This window comes from Micromonospora sp. NPDC049891 (assembly GCF_040660295.1).
GTDB lineage: Bacteria > Actinomycetota > Actinomycetes > Mycobacteriales > Micromonosporaceae > Micromonospora.
In genome coordinates, this window is sequence record NZ_JBFAML010000011.1 from 105,482 (window position 1) to 128,229 (window position 22,748).

Here is a 22,748-nt window from a genome sequence, read left to right on the forward strand (position 1 = left end):
CCGGGCCGGAGCGATTCCGACGGACCGTCGGTCCGGTTGGTCACTGCGGGCACGATCCGCCATTGGGAAAATACCTAACTCCGGACATAAGCCGCATGAGCCGCTTTAATGGTTTCACGAGATTGAGTCGACCTTGGGGGTTTTCGTGAAGTTCTTTGGCGTTACCGGCCCGGTACGGAGGCCCGCCTGATGGACCTGTACCGCCAACTACGCCTGGTGCGCCGGCACTGGTGGATCGTCCTGGTCACCCTCATGGTGGCGCTGGGCGTGACCGCGCTGGTCACCGTGCGGGCCCAGCCTCGTTACGTCGCTTCGGTCACCTTCTTCGTCACCACGCCGAGCCAGGGGGTCACCGACGCCTACCAGGGCGGGCTCTTCCTGCAACAACGGGTGAAGTCCTATGCGGAGCTGCTGACAAGTGACCGGCTGGCCCAGTCCGCGGTGGCCGACAGCCAACTCGGGCTGACCGCCGAGGAGATCCAGCGTCGGGTCAGCACCTCGACCGAGACCGGCACCGTGCTGCTGCGGGCAACGGTCACCGACACCGACCAGACCCGGGCGCTGCGGGTGACCGAGGCGCTCTCGGCGAAGTTCGTCGAGCTGGTGCAGAAGGTCGAGACGCGGCCGGACGGCAGCCCCGGACCCATCAAGATCGAGGTGGTGAGCGGGCCGCGGGTGACCCCGACGCCGGTGTCGCCGCAGCCGGTCCGCAACACCGTGATCGGCGCCCTGCTCGGCCTGCTGGCCGGCGTCGGTCTGGCGATCCTGCGCGGCATGGCCGACGTGCGGTTGCGCGACGCGGCCGGTCTGCAGCGGGTGACCGGCAGCCCGCTGCTCGGTGAGATCCCGGTCGACGCCAGCGCACGCTCGGCCCCACTGATCGTCGGTGACGCCGCCACGTCGGCGCGGGCCGAAGCCGTCCGCAAACTCCGGACCAACCTGCGCTTCGTCGACGTGCACGAGCCGGCCCGGGTGATCGCGGTGACCAGCGCCCTGCAGGGCGAGGGCAAGACCACGCTGTCGTGCAACCTGGCGATCGCCCTGGCCGAGGCGGGTTGGCGGGTACTACTTGTCGACGCCGACCTGCGCCGACCGAAGGTCGGCGACTACCTGGGCATCGACCCCGGGGTCGGGTTGACCGACGTGCTCGTCGGCGACGTGCAGGTGGGCGACGTGGTCCAGCGCTGGGGAGACAAGTCGCTGCTCGTGCTGCCCAGCGGCTCGGCCCCGCCCAACCCGAGCGAACTGCTGGGTTCGAAGGCGATGTCGGACCTGCTGCTGGCCCTTCGCGAGTCCGCGGACATCGTGATCATCGACACCGCGCCGTTGCTCGCGGTCACCGACGGCGTGGTGGTCGCCGTGCAGGCCGACGGCGCCCTGCTGGTCACCCAGCAGGGACGTACCTCGCGGGCCCAGGTGGCCGCGGCGGCCCGGGCACTGCACTCGGTGTCGGTGCGGCTGCTCGGCTGCGTGCTGAACATGGCCCGGGTGCCCAAGGCCGAGGCGTACCAGTACGAGGCCTACCGGGTGGTGGCCGCCGCCACGGGTGCCCAGTCGGTGCCGACGGACCTCAGCAGGGCCGGCCGGCACGCCGAACGGGCCCGCGCCGGCGAGGTGAGCGACCACACCCAGGAACTCACCCGGCTGTCCCGATGAGCGTCGCCAGAGGGCGCAGCGCCCGGTCGATCTCCTCCGCGCAGCGTCGGAAGTCCTCTGGTGTGCCCCCGACCGGGTCACGCAGGTCGTCGGCGTCCCCGGGGGCGGGCTGCAACCGCCCCCGGGCCAGGGCGGCGGCGGCCACCGCGGCCCGTACCGGATCGTCCTGCTCGTCCAGCGGCGGTTCGGCCGCCGCGGCGAGCCGGCCGAACTGGCGCAGCGTGAACGTCCGGTGCAGCGCCGCCGGTGCCAGCGCAGTGCAGATCGAGCGTTGGCGCCGGGTGGCGGTCAGCACCAGCACCGCGTCGGTGAGGTGTTGCGGCAGCAGCAGCCGGCTGCGGAACGACGTGGGGTCGTCGCCGGTCTCGGCGGCGATCGCCGCCGCGTACGGATGCATGGCCAGGCCCTCGACGGCGTCGGTGCCGGCGCTGGCCACCGTCACCGAGCGCCCGGCGAGCAGGCGGCGCGCGGTGTACTCGGCCATCGGTGACCGGCACAGGTTGGCGTGGCAGACGAACAGCAACCCGCTGAGCATGTGGAACCCCCTGGACGACGCGGTCGCGGGCGGCGGCACCGCGACGAGGGGCGGTCGCCGGCGGCGTCCGTCCCGTGAGGGGATGTGGAGATCGTACGCAGTCGTCGTGGCCCCGGTGCCGGGCGGCGCGCCGAACCGGTGGTCGGGGACGGGGGTGTCCCGGTGCGAATCGGGATCCTGACGTACCACTTTCCGCCGGAGCCGGCGTTCATCCCCGGCAGTCTCGCCGAGGAGCTGGCCGCGCGGGGGCACGAGGTGCGGGTGCTCACCGGCTTTCCCGACTATCCGGGCGGGCACGTCTACCCGGGCTGGCGGCAGCGCTGGCACCACGAGACCCGTAGCCGGGGACTCACCGTGCGGCGGGTGCCCCGGTACAGCACCGGCGACGCCACCGTGCGCGGCCGGATGGCCTCCTGGCTCTCCTTCGCCGGCAGCGCGGCGCTTGTCGGTCGCCGGTTCCTGGCCGGGGTGGACGTGCTGTACGTGCATCAGCCGCCGGCTGCCGCGTTCGCCTCGGCGGCCCTGCTGCGCCTGCTCGGTCCGGTGCCGCTGGTGCTGCACGTGCCGGACGTCTGGGCCGAACAGGTCCCCGACTCGGTCGACGACAGCCGGTGGGCGGTGCGGGTCCGGGCGGCCACACTGCGGACCTACCGGGCCGCCAGCAGGGTCGCGGTGACCACGCCCTCCCTGCGGGACACGCTCGCCGTCGACGGGATCGACAAGGCCCGGCTCCGGGTGGTGCTCAACTGGACCGATGAGCGGATCTTCCGCCCGGCCTCGGCCAGCCCGGCCGCGCGGCGGCTGGTCCGCCGAGACCAGCGGTGCGTCCTGATGCACGCCGGCACCATCGGGGCACGCCAGGGGCTGGACACCGCGGTACGGGCGGCGGCGGCTCTGGGCGAGACCGTGGACCTGGTCCTGGTGGGATCGGGCTCCGAGGAGCGGCGGGTGCGGGGGCTCGCCGCCGAGCTGCGGGCCGACAACGTCCGGTTCGTGGACCGGCGCTCCCCGCTGGACATGCCCGAGCTGTACGCCGCCGCCGACTATCAGCTCGTGATGGTGCGCGATCTGCCGGAGTTGCGTAGCAGCGTGCCGGACAAGCTCCAGGCGGCCCTGTCCTGCGGCGCGCCGGTGGTCGCCTCGGCCGGTGGGGACACCGCGACCCTTGTGGAACGGGCCCGGGCGGGGCTGTCCTGCCCGCCGGAGGACTGGGCCAGCCTGGCGGACCGGTTCTGGCTGGCGGCGCAGATTCCGGCCCCGGCGCGGGCCGAGATGGGTCGGCGTGGTCGGGAAGCGTATCTGCGGGACATGTCGCTGCCGTCGGGCGTTGACCGGATCGAGGAACTACTGCGGGAGGCCGCAGCCGAGGGAACCAGGCGTAACGCGAATAGCGAGCGAACCTCTCATAACGTCTGATCCCGTTATTACCACACCATTCTGACCGTTAGGTGTTAAGAACAATGTGGTCTTCTGTCCGTTTTCGGAAGGGGTGTGATGTGACGGAGAGCGAGAGCCCTCGGCGTCGACGCAGTCGGTCCCGCCGCCGTCGGCGCGCCCGACTGCGTCGCATCCTGCTGACCACACTTGTGGTCGGCTCGTTGCTGCTGGGCCTCGCCGGCTGGGTCGGCTTCCGGGGCTGGCAGGCCCGCGCCCACCTGGTCAACGCCGCGGGCCTGGCCGGTGAGCTGAGCGCCCATCTGGTCGGTGGCGACACCGCACGCGCCCAGCGGACCCTCGCCGCGTTGCAGGAGCAGTCCGGCGCGGCGCGGCGGGCCACCGGCGACCCCGGCTGGTGGCTCGGTCGGCAGACCCCGGTCGCCGGCGCGAACCTCACCGCGGTCCGACAGATCGCCATCGCCATCGACGACCTGGCCCGCCAGGCGTTCCCGGCGCTGCTCCGCGTCGACCTGGGCGGCCTGGTGCCCCAGGAGGGCCGGCTGGACCTGACCGGCCTGCGTGCCGTCACCGACGATCTGGTCGCGGTGCACGCCACGGTGCAGCGGACCCGCACGGAGTTGGCCGGAGTCTCGGGTGACCGGCTGGTCGGACAGGTCCGGCGCGCCCTGGTGGACCTGCTTGGCGAGATCGACCGGCTGGCCGCGATGACCTCGGCGGCGGACCGGGCCAGCCGCCTGCTGCCGCCGCTGCTCGGCGTCGACGGGGCGCGAAGGTACCTGCTGGTGTCCCAGAACCCCGCGGAACTGCGGGCTACCGGCGGCATGTTCGGCGCATACGCCGTCATCGAGGCGAACAAGGGCCGGGTGAAGATGGGCGCCCAGGGCAGCAGCGCAAGTCTCGGCCATTTCGTCGAGCCGCTGAAGATCCCGGTGGAGTGGCGGGCCCTCTGGGGAGAGCTGCCCGGCATCTATCCGGCGGACGTCAACCTCAGTCCGCATTTTCCGACAGCCGCCGCTCTGTACCGGGAGATGTACCGCCGACACAGCGGGGTGACCGTCGACGGCGTTCTCGCCGTCGATCCGGTGGTGCTGTCCTACCTGCTGAAGGCCACCGGGCCGGTGCGGGTGCCGGGCGGGGTGGCGTTGAGCGCCGAGAACGCGGTCCGGACCCTGCTCAGCGACACCTACCAGCGGATGGATCCGAGCAAGCAGGACGCCTTCTTCGCGGACGCGGCGGCCACGATCTTCGACACCCTGTTCGCGAGGAACGTCCACCCGAATGGGTTGTTGTCCGCATTCGACCGCTCTATACAAGAACGTCGGATACTGTTCTGGAGTGCCCGACCGGAGGAACAGCGGACATTCGGCGACAGCCGAATGGCCGGGACGCTTCCGGAACAGGACACCGTGCCGACGGTCGGCGTGTTCCTCAACGACGGCAGCGGCGCGAAGCTCGGCTACTACCTCCGGCAGACCGCTGACCTGACGGTCGGCGACTGCCACGCCGACGGCCGCCGCGAGCTGAACCTGCGGGTGACGCTCCGGTCCACCGCACCGGCCTCGGGGCTCAGCGAGTCGGTTCTCGGCCTCGGTCGGGCCGGGGACCCCTACACCGTCCGGACCCTCGTGTCGGTGTACGGCCCGGCCGGCGGGGCGGTGCTCGACACCCGCCTCGACGGTGCCGAGACCTCGGTGGGCAACGGCACCGAACGGCGGCGGCAGGTCGCCACCGTCAACGTCGAGATCGGACCGGGCGGGACCCGAACGTTGGAGATCTCGCTGCTGACCGGGAAGACGGAGAGCGGAGCGGCCGAGCTGTGGCTGACTCCCACCGCCACCCCATGGACCACCCAAGTTGTTACCGCACCAAGCTGTTCTCAGTAGGAGGGAACGAACCATGCGGCTATCCCGCATCATCATGGCGCTCACGGTCGGTCTGGCCGTGGTGGCCGTGCCGGCTGCGGCGGGGGCGGCGCAACCGCAGCCGCAGCCGTCGCCAACAGTCACCGATCCGCCCCAGCCACCGCCGTATCCGCCGGTGCTGGCGTCGCTGACGGTGAACCGACCCACCATCTTCCTCGGTGAGACGGTGATCCTGACCGGCCGCAACTACGGGCCGAACGAGACGGTCGACATTGTCGTCTCGGTGGCGCCGCTGGCCGCACCGGCCGCCGGCACGGCACGGCGCAGCGACGGCAGCACCGTGGCGATGGCGCCGGTTGCCTTCCAGGCCAGCGCGCCGTTGAGCTTCACCGCCCGGACCAACTCCGAAGGGGTCTTCACCCGGCGCTACACGCCGTCCGTGACCGGCCTGCTCACCTTCACCGGCACCGGCCGGGAGTCCGGGCGTACCGCCTCGACCCAGCTGCGGGTGCTGCACAAGAAGAAGCCGCACCTGCCGGTCACCGGCAGCAGCCTGGACACGCCGATGAAGGTCGGCGGCGGGCTCGTCGCCGCCGGTGCCGTCCTGCTGCTCGGCACGCTGGCCTGGCGGCGGCGCAACCGCTTCGGAGCGGGTGGCGCGAACTGATCCATCAGTCCGGGCAGGGCCCGGAGAACGTAAGGTACCGGTGCCCGCCGTTCCCTCCGACGGGCACCGGTACCTGTCTGTCCAGCCGCTACACCAGGCCGTGCGCCAGCATCGCCTCGGCGACCCGGCGGAACCCGTTGATGTTCGCGCCGGCCACGTAGTCGCCCGGTAGGCCGTACTCCTCCGCCGTCGCCCAGCAGCGGGCGTGGATGTCCCGGATCGTCTCCCGCAGCCGCTGCTCCGACTCCGCGAAGGTCCACGACTCCCGACTGGCGTTCTGCTGCATCTCCAGGGCACTCACCGCCACCCCGCCGGCGTTCGCCGCCTTGCCGGGAGCGAACCGCACGCCGGCTCGACCGAGGATGCGCACCGCCTCGGGCGTGGTCGGCATGTTCGCCCCCTCCACCACCACTGCGCAGCCGCCGGCGACCAGCTGGGCGGCCTCCGCGCCGCCGATCTCGTTCTGGGTGGCGCAGGGCAGCGCCAGATCGCAGGGCACCTCCCAGGGCGTACGGCCGGCGACGCTCACCGCGTGCGGCACGTCGAGCAGGTAGTCGGCCAGCCGGCCGCGACGCCGCTCCTTCAACTCCCGCAACACGTCGAGGTCGATGCCCTTCTCATCGAGCAGGTAGCCGGTGGAGTCGGAGCAGGCGACCACCGTGCCGCCGAGCTGGTGGACCTTCTCGATCGAGTGGATGGCCACGTTGCCGGAGCCGGAGACCACCACCCGCTTGCCGTCCAGACCGTCGCCGGTCTGCCTGAGCATCTCCTCGGCGAAGAACACCGCGCCGTAGCCGGTGGCCTCGGTGCGCGCCTGCGCGCCGCCGTACGCCAGACCCTTGCCGGTCAGGACGCCCGACTCGTACCGGTTGGTGATTCGTTTGTACTGGCCGAACAGGTAGCCGATCTCCCGGCCGCCCACCCCGATGTCGCCGGCCGGCACGTCCGTCTGCGCCCCGATGTGCCGGTGCAGCTCCGTCATGAAGCTCTGGCAGAAGCGCATCACCTCGCGGTCCGAGCGTCCCTTGGGATCGAAGTCCGCGCCGCCCTTGCCGGCACCGATCGGCAGCCCGGTCAGCGCGTTCTTGAAGATCTGCTCGAAGCCGAGGAACTTGACGATGCCCAGGTACACCGAGGGATGAAAGCGCAGGCCACCCTTGAACGGGCCGAGGGCGCTGTTGAACTCGACCCGGAAGCCCCGGTTGACCCGGATCCGACCCCTGTCGTCCTCCCAGGGCACCCGGAAGATGACCTGCCGTTCCGGTTCGCAGATCCGCTCGATGATCCGGGCCTCCGCGTACTCCGGGTGCCGGGCCAGCGCCGGCCCGATGCTCTCCAACACCTCTCGTACGGCCTGGTGGAACTCGGGCTCACCCGGGTTGCGGGCGACCACACTGGCGAACACCGACTCGACCGTCTCCGGCATCACCGACACGTCCCTTCCGGTTCGGGCCCGGCGCCGTTGCCGGACCTCGGCGGCGCCGCGCGCCGACCGCCCCCGGATACGGTTCGTCACCGCCGTCCGGTTCACCGCCGGCTGGCCGGCCAGCTCAGGCAGCGGGTTCGACGCCCGGTGACTGATCCGTCCCGCCTCCTGGCGCGTACCCCTCGGTAGGGGACCGTGGAAGGGGAGACCGATGGCCGGATCGGTGCAGGACGGACAGGATCGAACACACCCCGGGCCAGCCCTGGCGTCGCAGGTCGAGGTGTCACCGGCGACGCCCGGCACCGGGGAACCACCACCGGACCGACCGACCTGGTCGCCGGCGGCCCGGCTGCTGGTCGCCGCCGCGGTGCTGGTGCTGGGCCTGGGGGCCGTCGCGGTCGTGGTGATCCTCTCCGACCCGCACCGGCTCGGCCGGGTCTTCTCCGGCGGGCCGGACCCGGTGGCCACCGCGACCGCCGGGCCGGCCGGGGCCAGCGGCCTGGGTGGTGCCGCGCGGGCGGCACAGGAGAGCCCCGAGGAGGTGCGGACCGCGCCGTTGGACGGCCGACGGCGGGCCACCTTCGACCTGGTCGACGGGCTGGACCGGGTCGATCTGCGGGTCACGGAGCTGGGGGAGGAGCTGTACCGCGTGATCAGCCCTGCCGAGTCCGGCTCGCGGGCACGTCCCGAACTCGCCGGGGACCGGCTGTCGTTACGGATGGAGCGGACCGGCGAGCAGCCGGGCAGCGTCGAGGTGCTGCTCAACGCCCGGGTGTCCTGGGAGCTGCGGCTCACCGGCGGGGCCGCCGAGCGGCGGTTGGACCTGAGCACCGCCCGGTTGTCCGGACTGGAGCTGGTGGGCGGAGCGACCCGGACCGACCTCCGGCTGCCCAACCTCGACCGGCCGCTCGTGGTCCGGGTGACCGGTGGAGTCAACCAGTTCGACGTCACGGTCACCGACGGCGTGCCGGTGCGCGTCCGGGCCGTCTCCGGTGCCGGTGCCGTCGATCTGTACGGCCAGCGCCAGGACGGACTGCCCCCGGGGACGGTGCTCGGCTCACCGGGCTGGGACCGGGCCGCCGGACGGATCTTCCTGGACCTGGTGGCCGGTGCGAACGTGGTGACCGTACGCGCCGGCTGAGCCACCCCTCGCGGGCACCCGCCCGCGACGGCCGGGCGGGCGGCCGGGGCGGGCGTAGAGTCGGATCGTGGAGCGTGCCGAAGCGATGCCTGCCGAGACCCGTCCGCCCGGTGTGGCGACTGCCGACCCCGGCAGTGTCCTGCTGCCCGGCCACGACGTGCCGCTGGGTCGCTACACCACGGTGCGCCGGCTCCTGCCACAGCGCACCCGCCGACTGGTCGGCGCGTGGTGCTTCGTCGACCACTTCGGACCCGACGACGTGGCCGAACGACCCGGCATGGAGGTACCGCCGCACCCGCACACCGGCCTGCAGACCGTGACCTGGCTGCTCGACGGCGAGATCCTGCACCGCGACAGCCTCGGCAACGAGCAGCCGATCCGTCCCGGCCAACTCAACGTGATGACCTCAGGTCACGGCATCGCACACTCCGAACGCTCACCGGCGGACCATCCGCCCCTGATGCACGGGGTGCAGCTGTGGGTGGCGCTGCCGGACGAGGCCCGTGCCGGCGCGGCCGACTTCGCCCACCATGCCGAGCTGCCCCGGTGGCGCGACGGAGACCTGGCCGTCACCCTGCTGGTGGGGGAACTCGCCGGGGAACGCTCACCGGCCCGGGTGCACACCCCGCTGCTCGGCGCGCAGCTCGAACTGGCCGGTGCGACGTCGGCCGCGCTGCCGCTACGGCCCGACTTCGAGTACGCGCTGCTGGCCCTCGACGGCGCCGGCGAGGTCGACGGCCTGCCGCTGGCGCCCGGGGCGCTGCTCTGGCTCGGTTCCGGGCGGAGCCTGCTGCGGCTACGTGGCGAGCCGGGCAGCCGGCTGATGCTGCTCGGTGGCACACCCTTCGAGGAGCCGCTGGTGATGTGGTGGAACTTCGTCGGCCGGGACCACGAGGAGATCGTCGCTGCCCGGGAGGACTGGATGGCCGGGCGGCGATTCGGGGTCGTCGCGGACGACCCGGACCCGCCGCTGCCCGCACCGGCCCTGCCCACCGTCCGGCTCAAGGCCCGGGACCGGTCCGGCGGCTTCCACGACTAGGGCCTACTCGTCCGGGGCGTGGGTAACAGCCGCCCATGTCCACCACGACTGTCACGATCGAGGACAGGAAGCGGCTGGCCCGCCGGCTCGCCGGCAGTGGCCGGGGCTTCGCCGAGCAGTACGGCTTCCGGGTCACCAACAACCCGTCGAGCCTGTTTCAGCTGCTCTGCCTCGCGGTCCTGCTGGCCCGTCGGGGCGACTTCCGGCGCGCCCTCGACGGCGCACACGCGCTGCCGGAGGCGGGCTGGGACAGCGCCGCCCGGCTGTCCGGTTCGTCACACCTCGACCGGGTCAGGGCCCTGCGCGGCAGCGGCCAGCGCGGTGACGTCGACGCACTCGCCGACCTGCTGGGTGAGCTGGCCCGCACGGTCGTCGACCGGTACCGGGGTGATCTGCGGCGGCTGCGGTCGGCGGCGCACCGCGACCCGACCCGGGAGCGGGCACTGCTCACCGCCCTGCCCGGGGTGGACAACCAGGTCGCGGACCTGTTCCTGCGGGAGGTGCAGGCGCTGTGGGGCGAGGTCGCGCCGGTGGCCGACCGGCGGGCGCTGGCGGCGGCGCGGCGGCTCGGACTGGGCCGCTCTGCCGAGGATCTCGCCGGTCTGGCCGGGGGCGGCGAATCGGAGCGGCTCGCCTGGCTGGTCGGTGCGCTCGCCCGGGTCGACCTGGAGGGGCGATACGCCGAGCTGGCGGAATGAGACTCTTCGTCGGGACCCACTGTCCGTTCGGCTGATGGCGTGCGATATGCTCTTCGCAGTAACAGCAGCCGCCCGGTTCGGGTGGCTGTCGGCCGCCTGGTGGCCGCGACCCGGTTCGGGCGCACCGTCGCCAGGACAGGCGGTTACGCAGGGGCGCCCCCGGCCGCGGTTCGCGGCCGGGGCGCCCCCCTGTCTCAGCGTGTGTGGCAGGGCCCGCCCGGTCGGCTGCGGGCCTGCCCAGGTCACCGCCTCAGATGCTGCGCAGGTGCTGCGACACCCGCTGGTGACGCTTGTCGCGCCCCTGGGCGCCGCGCTGCGCGTCGGTGATCTCAGGGGCCGCGTCGATGCCGGCCGAACGGGCCACCTGGTTGCCGTTGGCGTAATCCACCGGAGGCAGGGCGCGCAGGGCCTGCAGCACGTCCGGCGGCGCCCCTTCGCGCTCCGCCTCGCGTACCACCTCGTCCTTCCCAGCGGGGTAGTCCAGGCTGGACAGGTACTGCAGGACGTCGGCGTAACTCGCCATGGTGTCGGCTCCTCCCGGGCTTCGATCCGGCCACGACCGGGCGCGGATACCCGACCCGGGGCCGCTCACGCGCCGCGGCCGGCGGAAAAGCGGTGGCCGTTTCCGTGCCCATCGGGTGGGTAAGCGCCGGCCGGAGGGGGTACGCGATGAACTACGACACCTTCGTCGACCAGGTCGCCCAGCGCACCGCGACATCGTCGTCGCGGGCGGCGGAGCTGATCCGGGCGACGCTGGAGACGCTTGCCGAGCGGCTGACCGGTGGCGAGGTGCTGGACCTGGCCGTGCAACTGCCCGCCCCGCTGCGGCTGCCGTTGCGGCCGACCCCGGACACCGAGGCGGCGGAGCGGTTCGGTGCCGCCGAGTTCGTCGCCCGGGTGGCCGTCCGCGCCGGGGTCGAGGAGCCGGCTGCCCGGGACGCGGTCCGGGCGGTCTTCACCACGGTCCGGGAGGCGGTGACCGGCGGAGAGTTCGACGAGCTGGTGGTCCAGTTGCCCCGCGACTTCCGCGACATGGTCGAGCCCGCCCTGGCGCCCGGCGCGACCCTGCGCCGCCGCTGAGAGGCGCGCCGCCCGGATCGCGCCGACGCTGAGAGGCGCGCCGCCCGGATCGCGCCGACGTTCCTGAACGTCGCGCCAGGAGCCGCGCCTTACCAGCCCGCCGCCGGTTGCGTCGAGCCCGTGAAATGCGACCTGGTTGCTAGCCGATCGCTCCGGCGGCGCGGAGTCGGGCGATCCGGTCCCGGTCGAAGCCGGCCTCGGCGAGAATCTCGTCGGTGTGCTCGCCCGGCCAGGGCGGTGGTCGGCGGATCGCGGTCGGGGTGGCGGAGAACCGAGGCGACGGAGCCGGCTGCACCACCCCGTCGCGGAGCACGAACGTCTCCCGGGCGGCCAGGTGCGGGTGTTCCGGCGCCTCCTGCCAGTCCAGCACCGGCGCGGCGCAGGCGTCGGAGGCGGTGAGCAGCGTCGCCCACTCGTCGCGGGTACGGGTGCGGAACAGGCGCGCCCAGGCGGCCCGTAACGTCGGCCAGTTCGCCGGGTCGGTCCGGTCGACCGGCTCGTCCGGGGCGAGCGGGAAGCCGGTGAGCCGGACCAGTTCGTCGTAGAAGCGTGGCTCCAGCGCGCCGACGGCGAGGTACCGCCCGTCGGCACACTCGTAGGTGTCGTAGAACGGGGCACCCCCGTCGAGCAGGTTGACCCCCCGCGGTTCCTGCCACATGCCGAGCTGACGCAGCGCGTGGATCTGGGTACTGAGCACCGCGACACCGTCCACGATGGCCGCGTCGACCACCTGACCGGTCGCGCCCCCGCGTACCGCGTACAGCGCGGAGACGACACCCAGGGCGAGCATCATGCCGCCGCCACCGAAGTCGCCGAGCAGGTTCATCGGTGGCACCGGAGGCTCGCCGGCCCGTCCGATGCCGTGCAACGCGCCGGTCAGCGCCAGGTAGTTGATGTCGTGCCCGGCGTGCGGCGCGTTCGGACCGTCCTGGCCCCACCCGGTCATCCGGCCGTAGACCAGTCCCGGGTTGACCGCGTGGCAGTCGGCCGGGCCGACACCGAGCCGCTCGGTGACTCCGGGCCGAAACCCCTCGATGAGGACGTCCGAGTGGCTGACGAGGGCCAGCACCACCTCGCGCCCGTCGGCGGATTTCAGGTCCACTCCGATCGAGCGGCGCCCCCGGTTGAGCAGATCGGGGTGCGGGGTGCCGAAGGCCGTGGCGTCCACCTCGGTGACCCGGTCGACCCGGATCACGTCGGCCCCCAGGTCGGCCAGCATCATGGCGGCGAACGGCCCGGGGCCGATCCCGGCCAGCTCCACCACGCGTACGCCGGTCAACGGGCCGGTCGGCAGGTCTGCGGTCACCGGGTCACGATAGGCGCTCACGTCGTGGTCGGCCGGCCGCCTGCGGTGAGCCAGGCCACCGGGCTCGGCAGCGCCCCGCCTGGCGGGCGGAATTCGGCTGTCCTAACCTTGTCAGCACGAGGGGAGTACTTCCCACGAACCATGCCGGTCAGTACGGCGCGCCCGGAGCGCGCCTCGGGTGGTTGCCCACGAAACGTGGGTGAAGGAGACCTCGAACATGACACGGTGTTCGAGGAGGCCCCATGTCCGATTTGTCTGTCGCGGCCGGTCTGGATTCGGTAGGCACGCCCTCGCTGTGGGCGATCACCATCCTTGGCGTGCTCGCCCTGCTGGTGCTGGACTTCCTGGTGACCCGGCGCCCGCACGAGGTGTCGCTCAAGGAGGCACTCGGCTGGTCCGCCTTCTACATAGCCCTGCCGTTGGCCTTCGGTGCCTGGGTCTGGCACCGCTACGGCTCCGAACGCGGCTTCGAGTACCTCACCGGTTATCTGGTCGAGAAGTCGCTGTCGGTCGACAACCTCTTCGTCTTCATGCTGCTGCTGGCCGCCTTCGCGGTGCCGACCGAGCTCGCCCAGCGGGTGCTGCTGTTCGGTATCACCGGAGCGTTGGTGCTGCGCGGCATCTTCATCGCCCTCGGCGCGGCAGCCCTGCAGACCCTGGACTTCGCCTTCCTGATCTTCGCGTTGATCCTGCTGTTCACCGCCGCCAAGCTGCTCCGCGACGCGTTCACCGGGCACGAGCAGTCGGTGGACATCGGCACCATGCGTTCGGTGCGACTGTTGCGCCGGTTCATGCCGGTGGTGCACGAGTACCACGGCACGAAGATGACGGTGCGGGTGGACGGGCGCCGGGCGCTGACCCCGCTCGCGCTTGTGGTGGTGGCGGTGCTCGCCACCGACGTGGTCTTCGCCGTCGACTCGGTGCCGGCGGTGTACGGCATCACCGAGGATCCGTACCTCGTCTTCGCCACAAACGCCTTCGCCCTGCTCGGCCTGCGGGCGTTGTACTTCGTGCTGCACGCGGCGCTGAGCCGCCTGGTCCACCTCACCTACGGCCTGGCGATCATCCTGGCTTTCATCGGCATCAAGCTCGGCCTGCACTGGGCGCACGGCATCTGGGAGGGCGTGCCGGAGATCCCCACCGTGGCCTCGCTGCTTGTCATCCTCGGCGTGCTGACCGTGGTCACGATCACCAGCCTGCGGGCGACCCGCAACGTGGTGCCGGGTTCCAAGGAAGTCGTGACCGAGCGGAAATGAGGGTTTCCGGGCCCGGGTGGCTGACGCCCGGGCCGGTCGAACCCACCCGCGACGGTTTCCGCCGTGGTAGGACTGAGCGGTGGGTATCGTCACACCGGGTTTCCAGGGTCGGCCTCGCGCCGAGGCGCCGGATCTGCCCCCCGGCCAGTACCTGACGCCTGACTTTCCCGTGCTCTCCGCCGGCCCGACCCCGCGGGTACCGCGTGACCAGTGGGAGTTCGTGATCAGCACCGAGACCGGTACGGAGTACCGGTGGAGCTGGGACGAGATGATGGGGCTGCCGCAGGAGACCCCGACCGTCGACATCCACTGCGTCACCAGGTGGTCCAAGCTCGGCACCAGCTGGCGCGGCGTCTCGCTGGACACCCTGCTCGACGGCGTGGACACGGCCGCCGACTACGCCCTGGCCCACTCCTACGGTGGCTACACCACGAACCTCCCGCTGGAGGACCTGCGCGACGGGCAGGCCTGGCTGGTGCACACCTACGACGGCGACGACCTGCCGGCCGAGCACGGCGGGCCGGCCCGACTGCTCGTACCCCACCTCTACTTCTGGAAGTCCGCCAAGTGGGTGCGCGGCATCCACCTCACCGTCGAGGACACCCCCGGCTTCTGGGAGACCGCCGGCTACCACGACTACGGCGACCCGTGGCGTGAGCAGCGGTACCAGGGCGATTGAGCGCCCGGATGAGTTGGCGGCAGGCCCGGTTGGTGGCGCACCGGGTCGAGACGCCGACGGCGCGGACCCTGGTGCTGGAGGTGCCGGGCTGGCCGGCCCACCTGCCCGGCCAGCACGTCGACATCCGGCTCACCGCGCCGGACGGGTACCAGGCGGCCCGGTCGTACTCGCTCGCCGCGCCCGCTGAGGGCGACCGGATCGAGGTGTCCGTCCAGCGGGTGACCGACGGTGAGGTGTCGCCGTTCCTGGTCGACGGCTACCGCGAGGGCGACCCGGTCGAGGTGCGCGGTCCGATCGGCGGCTGGTTCGTCTGGCGACCGCAGCAGACCGAACCTGTGCTGCTGGTCGCCGGCGGATCGGGGGTGGTGCCGCTGATGGCCATGATCAGGGCACGGCGGGCGGCCGGGAGCCGGGTTCCGTTCCGGCTGATCTATTCCGTGCGCACCCCCGACGACGCCTTCTACACCGAGGAACTGCGTCGCCGGGTACGCGACGACGCCGGTCTCGACGTGGCTCATGTGTACACCCGGCAGGCGCCCGAGGGGTGGCGCGGCGAGCCGCACCGGCTCGGCCTCGCCGACGTCAACACCCACGGTTGGCCGCCGGAGTTGGAACCGTTGGTGTACGTCTGCGGACCCACCGGCTTCGTGGAGGCCGTCTCCGACCTGCTCGTCGGGCTGGGCCACCCGGCGCGCCGGGTACGCACCGAACGTTTCGGCCCGACCGGCTGAGAGGAGACCGCGGATGACCGCGCTGCCCTACCTGGACGGCAACATGCTCGACGGCCCGTTGGGGGAGGTGTTCGCGGTCGACCTGAGTACCGCCACCGCCCGGTGCGCCCACTGCGGCACCCCCGGTCCGGTGGCCGGGCTGCGGGTCTACTCGCACGCTCCCGGCCTGGTGGGCCGCTGCCCCACCTGCGTCGAGGTGATGTTGCGGCTGGTCCGCGCCCCCGACCGCGCCTGGCTCGACCTACGCGGCACCACCTTCCTCCAATTCCCGATGCCCCCCGACCAACCACGCTGAAGCCTCCGCGATCTTGCACTTCTGGTCGGCGTCCCGTCCCCTTGAGGGGGACTTGTCCCGACGGAAAGTGCCAGATCGGCGAGGTGGGTGGACGTTTGTCGGGGCGTACGACGGGAACCGGGCCGGAATGACGAAGCCTCGTGTGGTGATCGTGGGGGCCGGTTTCGCCGGATACCACGCGGCGAAGACGTTGAGCCGGTTGGCCCGCGGCCGAGCCGAGATCGTCCTGCTGAACTCGACCGACTACTTCCTGTACCTGCCGCTGCTGCCGGAGGTGGCCGCGGGGGTGGTGGAGCCGGGCAGGATCGCGGTCCCGCTGGCCGGCACGCTTGACGGCGTACGGGTGGTCATCGGTGAGGCGGACAACGTCGACCTGCAGAACCGGTGGGTCGGGTTCACCCAGCCGGAGGGCGACCACAACCGGCTGGCGTACGACCGGTTGCTGCTGGCCGTCGGCAGCGTGAACAAGCTGCTGCCGATTCCCGGCGTGACCGAGTACGCCCACGGCTTCCGCGGCCTGCCCGAGGCGCTCTACCTGCACGACCACGTGATCCGCCAGATCGAACTGGCCGAGCAGGCCGAGGATCCGGCCGAGCAGCAGGCCCGGGCCACGTTCGTGGTGGTGGGCGCCGGGTACACCGGTACCGAGGTGGCCGCGCACGGCATCCTGTTCACCGACGAACTGGCCGCTCAGCACCCCCGGCTCAAGATTCGGCCCAGGTGGATGCTGCTGGACGTCGCCCCGCGCGTGCTGCCGGAACTGGACCGACGGATGTCGACAACCGCGGACCGGGTGCTGCGACGACGTGGGGTGGACGTGCGGATGGGCACCTCGGTGGCGGTCGCCACCTCCGACGGGGTCAAGCTCACCGACGGCGAGTACGTGCCCACCTGTTCACTCGTCTGGTGCGTCGGCGTACGGCCTGACCCGTTCGTGGCGGAACTGGGCCTGCGTACCGAGAAGGGGCGGTTGGTCGTCGACGAGTACCTGAACGTCCCCGGCTTCCCCGAGGTCTACGCCTGCGGTGACGCCGCCGCGGTGCCCGACCTGGCCCGGCCCGGCGAGATCTGCACGATGACGGCCCAGCACGCGCAGCGGCAGGGAAAGTTGGCCGCGCACAACATCGCCGCCTCGTACGGACAGGGACGTCGCCGCCCGTACAAGCACCACGACCTCGGTTGGGTGGTGGATCTGGGCGGCAAGCAGGCTGCGGCGAACCCGCTGAAGGTGCCGCTGTCCGGCCTGCCCGCCAAGGCGGTCACCCGCGGCTACCACCTGCTCGCGATGCCCGGCAACCGGGCCAGGGTGAGCGCGGACTGGGTCCTCGACGCCGCGCTGCCCCGGTCGGCGGCACAACTCGGACTGATCTCCGCCACCGCCGTACCGCTGGAGAGTTCGTCGCCCGAGATGCCCGCGCGGGTCCGCTGAACCCGCGCCGTCCCGGACGTACGGGTCGGCTGGACGGGGCGTGCGGTCGTGGGGTGTGTGCACCCCACGACCGCACGGCTGGTGTCGGGCGGCTCAGCCGCCGGCCATTCCGGCGCCCGCCTCCTCGATGGCGTCATCCACCGTGTGCGCCAGGTCGATGTCCATCGCGGTCACCGCACCGGCGTTGCCGGAGGTCACGGTCAGTACGGCGGTGGTCGGGTCGGCCCGGCCTATCCGCGGTCCGCGACCGGTCTGCTGGCGGAGCAGGTCGAGCCGGTCCAGCACCCGGTCGAGGTTGCTCGGCGGCAACTCGAGGGTCCGGGACAGCGCGGTGCCGTCACCGGACCAGTAGGGCAGGTCGGCCAGGGCGGCACGCAGTTCGGCCGCCGACAACGGCGGCGTCGCGCTTGTCACGCCGACCACGCCACCGCCGGCCGCCGGCGGGTTCAGCAACTCCCGCAGCTCATCCGGTACGTGCAGCGATTCGATCAGGTCACCGTCGTGCTCGGCGAGCGCGGCGAGGGTCGCCTCGGCCTGATAGCGCGCCTGCTCCGGGCTGCGACCGCTGATCCGTCCCACCTCGGACAGGAACCCGCCCAGGTCCTGGTGTCGCTCGATGCCGTCCACCGGGACCACGTCGTGCAGTGAGGCGGGAACCGCCTCCAGCAGCCGGCGGCGTTCGCCGGCCTCCAGGGCCCAGGCCAGGACCAGCACCGTCGACTCGACCCCGACCTTTGCGGTGCGGAAGTCGACGCCGGCACGGCGAACGACGTCCTCGACCAGGTCGCGGTAGCCCACAGTGGTGACCCCCGGCGCCTCCACACCCGGCTCCGGGAGGGGCCGGGGAGCCTGTGGAGAACCGGCCGGCGGGGGAGCGGGACCGCCACGAGTGGTGTCCGGTTTGTGGCGGCCTCCGGCCGGCGCGGGGCCGGCCCGCCTGTTCTGGTCGAGGTGGGCGAGTTGCTTGGACGCGCTCAGGCTGGCCCCGGTGTCAGCGGCCCGCATGCCGCGTTCCCGGGCCTGGCGCGCCAGTGCCCGGCGGCGCTGGTTGTCGCCCTCCATCTGCTTACGCATGGTGCACACACCTCGCTTCCGCTGGTGTTGCCGGCTTCGTCGATGGCCTTCCCGGCGGTCACCGGGGCGAAACGATCGCGTCGGCGCGGGCAGTGTGACGGTCACCGACACCGGCGAGGCTTCATCCCGGCCGGGTGAGGGCCGGTCACCCGGGCGGGGCCGACGATCGTGGTGGACCGGAGATCTTCCGAGGCACGGCGGAAGGGAAGGTCGTGATGAAGCGGATAGTCGAGATCGTCCCCGCTCGACCCGGTTGGTACGCCCGGTGGCGGCTGGAGCCTGAACAGACCCGCTGTTACCCGGTGAGCCTGTGGGCGTTGTTGGAGGAGGCCGATGGCGGCGGTCGCGAGGTGATCGGCGTCGACTGCGCCGGCCAGTGGCCCGGAGCGCAGGACGACGGGACAGGTGCGGAGTTCGTCCGCTATCTGTTCAAGACTCCGGATTCAGGCCCGCCCGAGGACGCGGAGCCGACCACCCAGCCCCACCGCACCGGCGCCTATCCGGTCCCGGCCCCCTGAGCCATCCTCCGGCCCCCGACCCCTGGTCCCAGGGTCGGGGGCCACCCCTCGCGGGTGGCCGTGGTGGCTCAGCCGGCCGCCTGCGCGTCGTTGTCCGCGGCGGTCAGGGCAAGTTCCAGCAGGTCGGCGAGGCCGGTGCGGTCCAGCAGTTGACGCAGGGTGGGGTTGACACCTGTCAACCGCAGGGGCGCCGAGCCGCCCCGATGGGCCACCACGAACGCGCTCAACCCGGAGGAGTCGCACAAGCCCACACCGGTCAGGTCGATGGTCAACTGCTGGTAGCCGTCGCGCCGCAGCAAGGCGACGGCCTCGATGAGTTCCGGCGCGCTGTCGAAGTCCAGGTCGCCGCTCAGCCGCAACTCGGCACGCCCCGCGTCGTGCCGGTCGACCTCGATGACCAACAGCTGTGCCGACATGACTCCATGCTCCCAGTACGCCGGCCAGCCGCAAGTCGCGGGGTGGGAAAGTTCCCCAAGCGGCGGAGAAACCTCGCCGTCCTCCGGCTCGCTCGCTCCGACAATGGCTAGGCGATGACCGGCGCCGGACCGTCGGGCTCGACGCCGGCGGGCCCGGCGCCGGCCGGCTCGCGGGCCAGCAGGCCGGTCACCCCGGTCATGTCGAGGATCGTCTCGAGGAACCGGGGTACCGCCCGGAGCCGCAGTCGGACGCCCCGCTGCTGCCCCTCGCGCCAGGCGTGCACGATGACGCTGAGCCCGGTGCTGTCGATGAAGTGCAGGCCGTCGAAGTCGAGCACCAGAACTGTGGGATCGGTGCTCATCGCCCGGTCGATCTCGGCGCGTAGCGGCGCGGCGGTGGTGTAGGCGAGATCACCGACGACCAGAATGACGGGTGTGTCGGGATCGGACCTGTCGACGGACATGCTCAGCGGCGGCGTCTCGGGTCGGCGACCGTGGGACAACAACGATCACGCCTTCCGCGGGTGGCGGGCGGGCAGGGGCGCTCGGATCGTAACAACCGCTGAGCTGGCCCGCCTCTCGGGCAGCCGTCGGTGCCCGGCGGACGGTCGCCCGGGTGGCGGCACCCGCAGACCCGCGTAGGCTGGGTGTCAGGACGTGACCATGCATGCCGTTCGCAGCGGCTGCGGAATCGACAAGGAGCGAGGCTCAAGCTGGTGACAGGTGCCGACGTCAGGGACCTTGACCCCGGCGACGGACGGTCCACCACGCCGAGCGTCGCCCGGGTCCCCGCCTGGCGACCAACCACCTCTCGTCCGGCGGCCGCGTTGCCCGCGCTGGAGCGGGCCCAGATTCAGCTCGCCCCGGACTGGCCCGATGTCGCCGAGCATCTGCGTGAAGGCGTGGTGGTGTGCGGCCCGGACGGTACGGTACGGCACGTCAGCCCGGTCGCGCAGCGGCTGCTGCCCGAAGTGGTCGTCGGCGGGACGCTCGGCGCGGTCGAGCAGTTGGCCTCGATCGATCCACCCCTGCGCCATCACGGCCGACGGTTGCGGGTACGTCGGGTCCCCCTGTCCGGTGGACGTAGCTGCTGGTACGTCGAGGATGTCAGCGACATCGAGAAGCGGGCCGAGGAACTGGCGGCCGAGCGGTCCAGGTCGGCCTTCCTGGCCGTGGTCGGCGACAAGCTGGGCAACCCGCTGCACCCGGACCGGGCCGCCGCCGCGGTGGTCCGCCTAGCCGTACCCACCCTGGCCGAGGTGGCGGTGCTGGTGCTGGCGCCCCGCTCCGGCCGGGCCCGATGGTGGCGCGCCCGCCAGGCCGGAGACGAGACGCCCACCGTCGATCGCGGGGTGCTCGCCGCCACGGAGCTGTCCCCGGCGATCGCCGAGGGCCTGCGCGGGACCCAGCCGCACACCGTCGACTGGCTTGCCGAGCAGGCCGTCGATGCGGGTTGGTTGCCCGGTGTCGCCGCCACCGAAGTGGCTGCCCGCCTGGTGTCGTTGCCGGGCCGGGACGCGCCCGCCGGGGTGCTGCTCGTCGCGCGGGGCGCGGGTGGCTGGTACGGGGAGGACGACGTCGATCTGGTCCGCGCCTTCGCCGCCCGGGCCGGCGCGGCGTTGACCACCGCGCTGCTCTACCGCGAGCAGGCGGAGGTGGCCGATACGTTGCAGGCCAGCCTGCTGCCCGTCGAGCCGACGCCGGCACCGGGTGTGCAGTGGGGTACGGCGTACCGTCCGGCCCAGGCCGGCCTGCGTATCGGCGGTGACTTCTACGGTTCACACCGGTTGCCCGACGGCGGTTCGGTGTTCTTCCTCGGCGACGTCTCCGGCAAGGGCGTCGAGGCGGCGGTCTTCACCGGGCAGCTGCGTCAGTGCCTGCACGCGCTGCACCGGGTCGAGCAGCACCCCGCCAAGCTGCTGCGGCTGCTCAACGACGCCCTGCTGGAGACGACCCTGGCGCACGGTCAGGGCCGGTTCGCCACAATGGTGCTCGGTGTGGTCCGTCCGCACCGCGACGGTGGCCTGGGGTTGACGTTGGCCGGCGGTGGGCACCTGCCGCCGTTGGTGCTGCGTTCCTCCGGCGAGGTGGAGCAGTTGCCGTTGAACGGCATGCTCATCGGCGTGGTGCCGGATCCGCGGATCGGTCAGGTCTCCACCCGGCTGGCCCCCGGTGAGACCTGCCTGCTCTACAGCGACGGAGTCACCGAGGCGCGCGGTGGTCGGCGCGGTGAGGAACTGCTCGGCACCGATCGCCTGGTCCAGGCACTCAGCGGTTGTCACAAGATGCCGGCACCGGCGCTGGCCGAGCGGATCGAGCAGGTCACCTGCGACTGGTTGGCCCAGCGGGACCACGACGACATCGCGGTGCTCGCGTTGCGTGCCACCGGAGTCGGTGGCCGCCCCCAGCGGCATCTGCACGCGGTGCCGACGCTTACCGGATCGGATTCGGAGGGGACGACCGCCCGGTGACCACCGCGACGAGAGACACCTCGCCCGAGGCCGTCTACCAGGACTACCTGCACTGTCTCGCCGAGGCCGACGAGCACGCCGCCGTCGAGGTGGCGTGCGGGCTGCTCGAAGCCGGCGTGGCGGCCGACCGGGTACTGCTGGAACTTGTCGCTCCCGCGCAGGCCGAGGTGGGCGAGCGATGGGCGCGCAACGAGTGGAGCGTGGCCCAGGAGCACGCGGCGACGCACATCAGCGAACGGGTGGTGGCGGCCGTCGCCGCGTACACCGATGTCCGCCCGACCCGCGCTCGGATCGTGGTGGCCTGCATGGACGGTGAGTGGCACGCGCTGCCGGCGCGGCTGGTCGCCGAGGTGCTGCGACTACGCGGCTGGCAGGTCACCTTCCTGGGCGCCAGCGTGCCGGCCGCGCACCTGGTGTCGTACCTGCACCGGTACGACGCGTACGCGGTGGCGCTCGCCTCCGCGTTGCCGATGCGGTTGCCCCACGCGCACCGGATGATCGAGGCGTGCCGGCGTGCGGACGTGCCGGTGCTCGTCGGTGGGCGGGGCTTCGGCATGGACGGCCGGTGGGCGCGGCGGCTCGGCGTCACCTGGGCCGCGAACGCAGTCTCCGCCAGCGACCTGCTCAGCGACGAACGGGCACTGCGCGCGCCGGCGCCGGCGGACCTGGCGCACCTCGCCGACGACGAGTACGCCGGCCTGGTCAACCGGCGTGGTGAGCTGATCGACGCCGCCCTGGCCGAGCTGGCGCAGCGGTTCCCGGCCACCCGCGACCACACGCCGGCCCAGCTGGACTCGACGGTCAGCGACCTCGGGTACATCCTGGACTTTCTGGCCGCTGCCCTGTACGTCGACGACGGCTCGCTGTTCACCGAGTTCATCGAGTGGCTGGTGACCATCCTGGACAGCCGTGGGGTGCCGGCCGTGACGGTGGACGCCGCGCTGGCCCACTACGGTCAGTTGTTGCACGACTTCCCCCGAGCGGTGGACTATCTCCGGCAAGGACGCGCGGCACTGCCGGCGGCGGCTCGGCGAGCAGCCTGACCGAAGCATGGTGTCCGGCCCGTCAGCG

General features: G+C 72.3%; 23 protein-coding genes. 16 read left to right on the forward strand and 7 right to left on the reverse strand.

Annotated elements, in window-relative coordinates; all coding sequences use genetic code 11:
• Window positions 1–189: 189 nt before the first annotated feature.
• Complete coding sequence (locus tag AB0I71_RS16705; RefSeq protein WP_357585443.1) at window positions 190–1,656, forward strand: polysaccharide biosynthesis tyrosine autokinase; 1,467 nt, start codon at window positions 190–192, stop codon at window positions 1,654–1,656.
• Here the strand turns inward: AB0I71_RS16705 and AB0I71_RS16710 are convergent.
• Window positions 1,637–2,191, reverse strand: a complete 555-nt coding sequence (locus AB0I71_RS16710; RefSeq protein WP_357585445.1) for a low molecular weight phosphatase family protein — start codon at window positions 2,189–2,191, stop codon at window positions 1,637–1,639. The genes AB0I71_RS16705 and AB0I71_RS16710 overlap by 20 nt on opposite strands.
• Window positions 2,192–2,353: 162 nt before the next feature.
• Here AB0I71_RS16710 and AB0I71_RS16715 point away from each other — a divergent pair, with 162 nt between their 5' ends.
• From AB0I71_RS16715 to AB0I71_RS16725, 3 genes are all read left to right on the forward strand, one after another.
• Window positions 2,354–3,607 carry a glycosyltransferase family 4 protein gene (locus tag AB0I71_RS16715; protein WP_357585447.1) on the forward strand — a complete coding sequence of 418 codons (1,254 nt, stop codon included), beginning with the start codon at window positions 2,354–2,356 and terminating at the stop codon, window positions 3,605–3,607.
• A gap of 80 nt (window positions 3,608–3,687) precedes the next feature.
• Window positions 3,688–5,472 carry a DUF4012 domain-containing protein gene (locus AB0I71_RS16720; protein ID WP_357585449.1) on the forward strand — a complete coding sequence of 595 codons (1,785 nt, stop codon included), beginning with the start codon at window positions 3,688–3,690 and terminating at the stop codon, window positions 5,470–5,472.
• 13 nt (window positions 5,473–5,485) lie between these two features.
• A complete protein-coding gene (locus AB0I71_RS16725) occupies window positions 5,486–6,118 on the forward strand; it encodes a hypothetical protein (RefSeq protein WP_357585451.1) in 633 nt (210 codons plus the stop codon).
• Between the two features lie 88 nt (window positions 6,119–6,206).
• Here AB0I71_RS16725 and gdhA read toward each other — a convergent pair whose 3' ends face one another.
• Window positions 6,207–7,544 (reverse strand): NADP-specific glutamate dehydrogenase, encoded by a 1,338-nt coding sequence (gdhA, locus tag AB0I71_RS16730; RefSeq protein ID WP_357585453.1) that lies wholly within the window; start codon window positions 7,542–7,544, stop codon window positions 6,207–6,209.
• A gap of 211 nt (window positions 7,545–7,755) precedes the next feature.
• Between gdhA and AB0I71_RS16735 the strand changes: the two genes are divergently transcribed.
• From AB0I71_RS16735 to AB0I71_RS16745, 3 genes are all read left to right on the forward strand, one after another.
• Window positions 7,756–8,685 carry a hypothetical protein gene (locus tag AB0I71_RS16735; RefSeq protein WP_357585455.1) on the forward strand — a complete coding sequence of 310 codons (930 nt, stop codon included), beginning with the start codon at window positions 7,756–7,758 and terminating at the stop codon, window positions 8,683–8,685.
• A gap of 67 nt (window positions 8,686–8,752) precedes the next feature.
• Window positions 8,753–9,724, forward strand: coding sequence for a pirin family protein (locus tag AB0I71_RS16740; protein ID WP_357585457.1), 972 nt, complete (start codon window positions 8,753–8,755; stop codon window positions 9,722–9,724).
• A 35-nt stretch (window positions 9,725–9,759) separates the two neighbouring features.
• The gene (locus tag AB0I71_RS16745; protein ID WP_357585459.1) at window positions 9,760–10,422 is read left to right on the forward strand and encodes a hypothetical protein; all 663 of its coding nucleotides are present in this window, start codon (window positions 9,760–9,762) and stop codon (window positions 10,420–10,422) included.
• Window positions 10,423–10,672: 250 nt separating this feature from the next.
• On the opposite strand, the gene AB0I71_RS16750 is transcribed toward AB0I71_RS16745, so the two are convergent.
• On the reverse strand, window positions 10,673–10,945 hold the full coding sequence (locus AB0I71_RS16750; RefSeq protein WP_210825339.1) for a DUF2795 domain-containing protein: 273 nt from the start codon (window positions 10,943–10,945) through the stop codon (window positions 10,673–10,675).
• 146 nt (window positions 10,946–11,091) lie between these two features.
• On the opposite strand from AB0I71_RS16750, the gene AB0I71_RS16755 reads away from it, so the two are divergent.
• Window positions 11,092–11,502 (forward strand): DUF2267 domain-containing protein, encoded by a 411-nt coding sequence (locus AB0I71_RS16755; protein ID WP_357585461.1) that lies wholly within the window; start codon window positions 11,092–11,094, stop codon window positions 11,500–11,502.
• Window positions 11,503–11,641: 139 nt separating this feature from the next.
• Here AB0I71_RS16755 and AB0I71_RS16760 read toward each other — a convergent pair whose 3' ends face one another.
• Window positions 11,642–12,808, reverse strand: coding sequence for a CaiB/BaiF CoA-transferase family protein (locus tag AB0I71_RS16760; RefSeq protein ID WP_357585463.1), 1,167 nt, complete (start codon window positions 12,806–12,808; stop codon window positions 11,642–11,644).
• Window positions 12,809–13,050: 242 nt separating this feature from the next.
• Between AB0I71_RS16760 and AB0I71_RS16765 the strand changes: the two genes are divergently transcribed.
• The 5 genes from AB0I71_RS16765 (at window position 13,051) to AB0I71_RS16785 (ending at window position 17,198) form a co-directional block, all read left to right on the forward strand.
• Entirely contained in the window at window positions 13,051–14,064 is a 1,014-nt protein-coding gene (locus tag AB0I71_RS16765) for a TerC/Alx family metal homeostasis membrane protein (protein WP_357585465.1), read from the forward strand.
• A 79-nt stretch (window positions 14,065–14,143) separates the two neighbouring features.
• The gene (locus AB0I71_RS16770; RefSeq protein ID WP_357585467.1) at window positions 14,144–14,743 is read left to right on the forward strand and encodes a sulfite oxidase-like oxidoreductase; all 600 of its coding nucleotides are present in this window, start codon (window positions 14,144–14,146) and stop codon (window positions 14,741–14,743) included.
• Between the two features lie 8 nt (window positions 14,744–14,751).
• Window positions 14,752–15,474: a ferredoxin reductase gene (locus tag AB0I71_RS16775; protein WP_357585469.1), complete on the forward strand. Its 723-nt coding sequence runs from the start codon at window positions 14,752–14,754 to the stop codon at window positions 15,472–15,474.
• 13 nt (window positions 15,475–15,487) lie between these two features.
• On the forward strand, window positions 15,488–15,769 hold the full coding sequence (locus AB0I71_RS16780) for a DUF6510 family protein (protein WP_357585471.1): 282 nt from the start codon (window positions 15,488–15,490) through the stop codon (window positions 15,767–15,769).
• A 127-nt stretch (window positions 15,770–15,896) separates the two neighbouring features.
• A complete protein-coding gene (locus tag AB0I71_RS16785; protein WP_357585473.1) occupies window positions 15,897–17,198 on the forward strand; it encodes an NAD(P)/FAD-dependent oxidoreductase in 1,302 nt (433 codons plus the stop codon).
• A gap of 93 nt (window positions 17,199–17,291) precedes the next feature.
• Here AB0I71_RS16785 and AB0I71_RS16790 read toward each other — a convergent pair whose 3' ends face one another.
• A complete protein-coding gene (locus tag AB0I71_RS16790; protein WP_357585475.1) occupies window positions 17,292–18,272 on the reverse strand; it encodes a DUF2267 domain-containing protein in 981 nt (326 codons plus the stop codon).
• A 215-nt stretch (window positions 18,273–18,487) separates the two neighbouring features.
• Between AB0I71_RS16790 and AB0I71_RS16795 the strand changes: the two genes are divergently transcribed.
• The gene (locus AB0I71_RS16795; protein ID WP_357585477.1) at window positions 18,488–18,790 is read left to right on the forward strand and encodes a hypothetical protein; all 303 of its coding nucleotides are present in this window, start codon (window positions 18,488–18,490) and stop codon (window positions 18,788–18,790) included.
• 68 nt (window positions 18,791–18,858) lie between these two features.
• On the opposite strand, the gene AB0I71_RS16800 is transcribed toward AB0I71_RS16795, so the two are convergent.
• Both AB0I71_RS16800 and AB0I71_RS16805 read right to left on the reverse strand, forming a co-directional pair.
• Window positions 18,859–19,206: an STAS domain-containing protein gene (locus tag AB0I71_RS16800; protein WP_357585479.1), complete on the reverse strand. Its 348-nt coding sequence runs from the start codon at window positions 19,204–19,206 to the stop codon at window positions 18,859–18,861.
• Window positions 19,207–19,313: 107 nt separating this feature from the next.
• Window positions 19,314–19,712: an STAS domain-containing protein gene (locus AB0I71_RS16805; protein WP_357585481.1), complete on the reverse strand. Its 399-nt coding sequence runs from the start codon at window positions 19,710–19,712 to the stop codon at window positions 19,314–19,316.
• A 210-nt stretch (window positions 19,713–19,922) separates the two neighbouring features.
• Here AB0I71_RS16805 and AB0I71_RS16810 point away from each other — a divergent pair, with 210 nt between their 5' ends.
• Together AB0I71_RS16810 and AB0I71_RS16815 are read left to right on the forward strand one after the other, a co-directional pair.
• The gene (locus tag AB0I71_RS16810) at window positions 19,923–21,677 is read left to right on the forward strand and encodes a PP2C family protein-serine/threonine phosphatase (protein ID WP_357585483.1); all 1,755 of its coding nucleotides are present in this window, start codon (window positions 19,923–19,925) and stop codon (window positions 21,675–21,677) included.
• Complete coding sequence (locus AB0I71_RS16815) at window positions 21,674–22,720, forward strand: cobalamin-dependent protein (protein WP_357585485.1); 1,047 nt, start codon at window positions 21,674–21,676, stop codon at window positions 22,718–22,720. Before AB0I71_RS16810 ends, AB0I71_RS16815 begins: the two co-directional genes overlap by 4 nt.
• Window positions 22,721–22,748 lie beyond the last annotated feature (28 nt).

Coding starts and splice junctions, on each gene's coding strand:
- AB0I71_RS16705 (WP_357585443.1), top strand. CDS start 190: ATGGACCTGTACCGCCAACTACGCCTGGTGCGCCGGCACTGGTGGATC.
- AB0I71_RS16710 (WP_357585445.1), bottom strand. CDS start 2,191: ATGCTCAGCGGGTTGCTGTTCGTCTGCCACGCCAACCTGTGCCGGTCA.
- AB0I71_RS16725 (WP_357585451.1), top strand. CDS start 5,486: ATGCGGCTATCCCGCATCATCATGGCGCTCACGGTCGGTCTGGCCGTG.
- gdhA (WP_357585453.1), bottom strand. CDS start 7,544: ATGCCGGAGACGGTCGAGTCGGTGTTCGCCAGTGTGGTCGCCCGCAAC.
- AB0I71_RS16735 (WP_357585455.1), top strand. CDS start 7,756: ATGGCCGGATCGGTGCAGGACGGACAGGATCGAACACACCCCGGGCCA.
- AB0I71_RS16745 (WP_357585459.1), top strand. CDS start 9,760: ATGTCCACCACGACTGTCACGATCGAGGACAGGAAGCGGCTGGCCCGC.
- AB0I71_RS16750 (WP_210825339.1), bottom strand. CDS start 10,945: ATGGCGAGTTACGCCGACGTCCTGCAGTACCTGTCCAGCCTGGACTAC.
- AB0I71_RS16755 (WP_357585461.1), top strand. CDS start 11,092: ATGAACTACGACACCTTCGTCGACCAGGTCGCCCAGCGCACCGCGACA.
- AB0I71_RS16765 (WP_357585465.1), top strand. CDS start 13,051: ATGTCCGATTTGTCTGTCGCGGCCGGTCTGGATTCGGTAGGCACGCCC.
- AB0I71_RS16775 (WP_357585469.1), top strand. CDS start 14,752: ATGAGTTGGCGGCAGGCCCGGTTGGTGGCGCACCGGGTCGAGACGCCG.
- AB0I71_RS16780 (WP_357585471.1), top strand. CDS start 15,488: ATGACCGCGCTGCCCTACCTGGACGGCAACATGCTCGACGGCCCGTTG.
- AB0I71_RS16785 (WP_357585473.1), top strand. CDS start 15,897: ATGACGAAGCCTCGTGTGGTGATCGTGGGGGCCGGTTTCGCCGGATAC.
- AB0I71_RS16790 (WP_357585475.1), bottom strand. CDS start 18,272: ATGCGTAAGCAGATGGAGGGCGACAACCAGCGCCGCCGGGCACTGGCG.
- AB0I71_RS16795 (WP_357585477.1), top strand. CDS start 18,488: ATGAAGCGGATAGTCGAGATCGTCCCCGCTCGACCCGGTTGGTACGCC.
- AB0I71_RS16800 (WP_357585479.1), bottom strand. CDS start 19,206: ATGTCGGCACAGCTGTTGGTCATCGAGGTCGACCGGCACGACGCGGGG.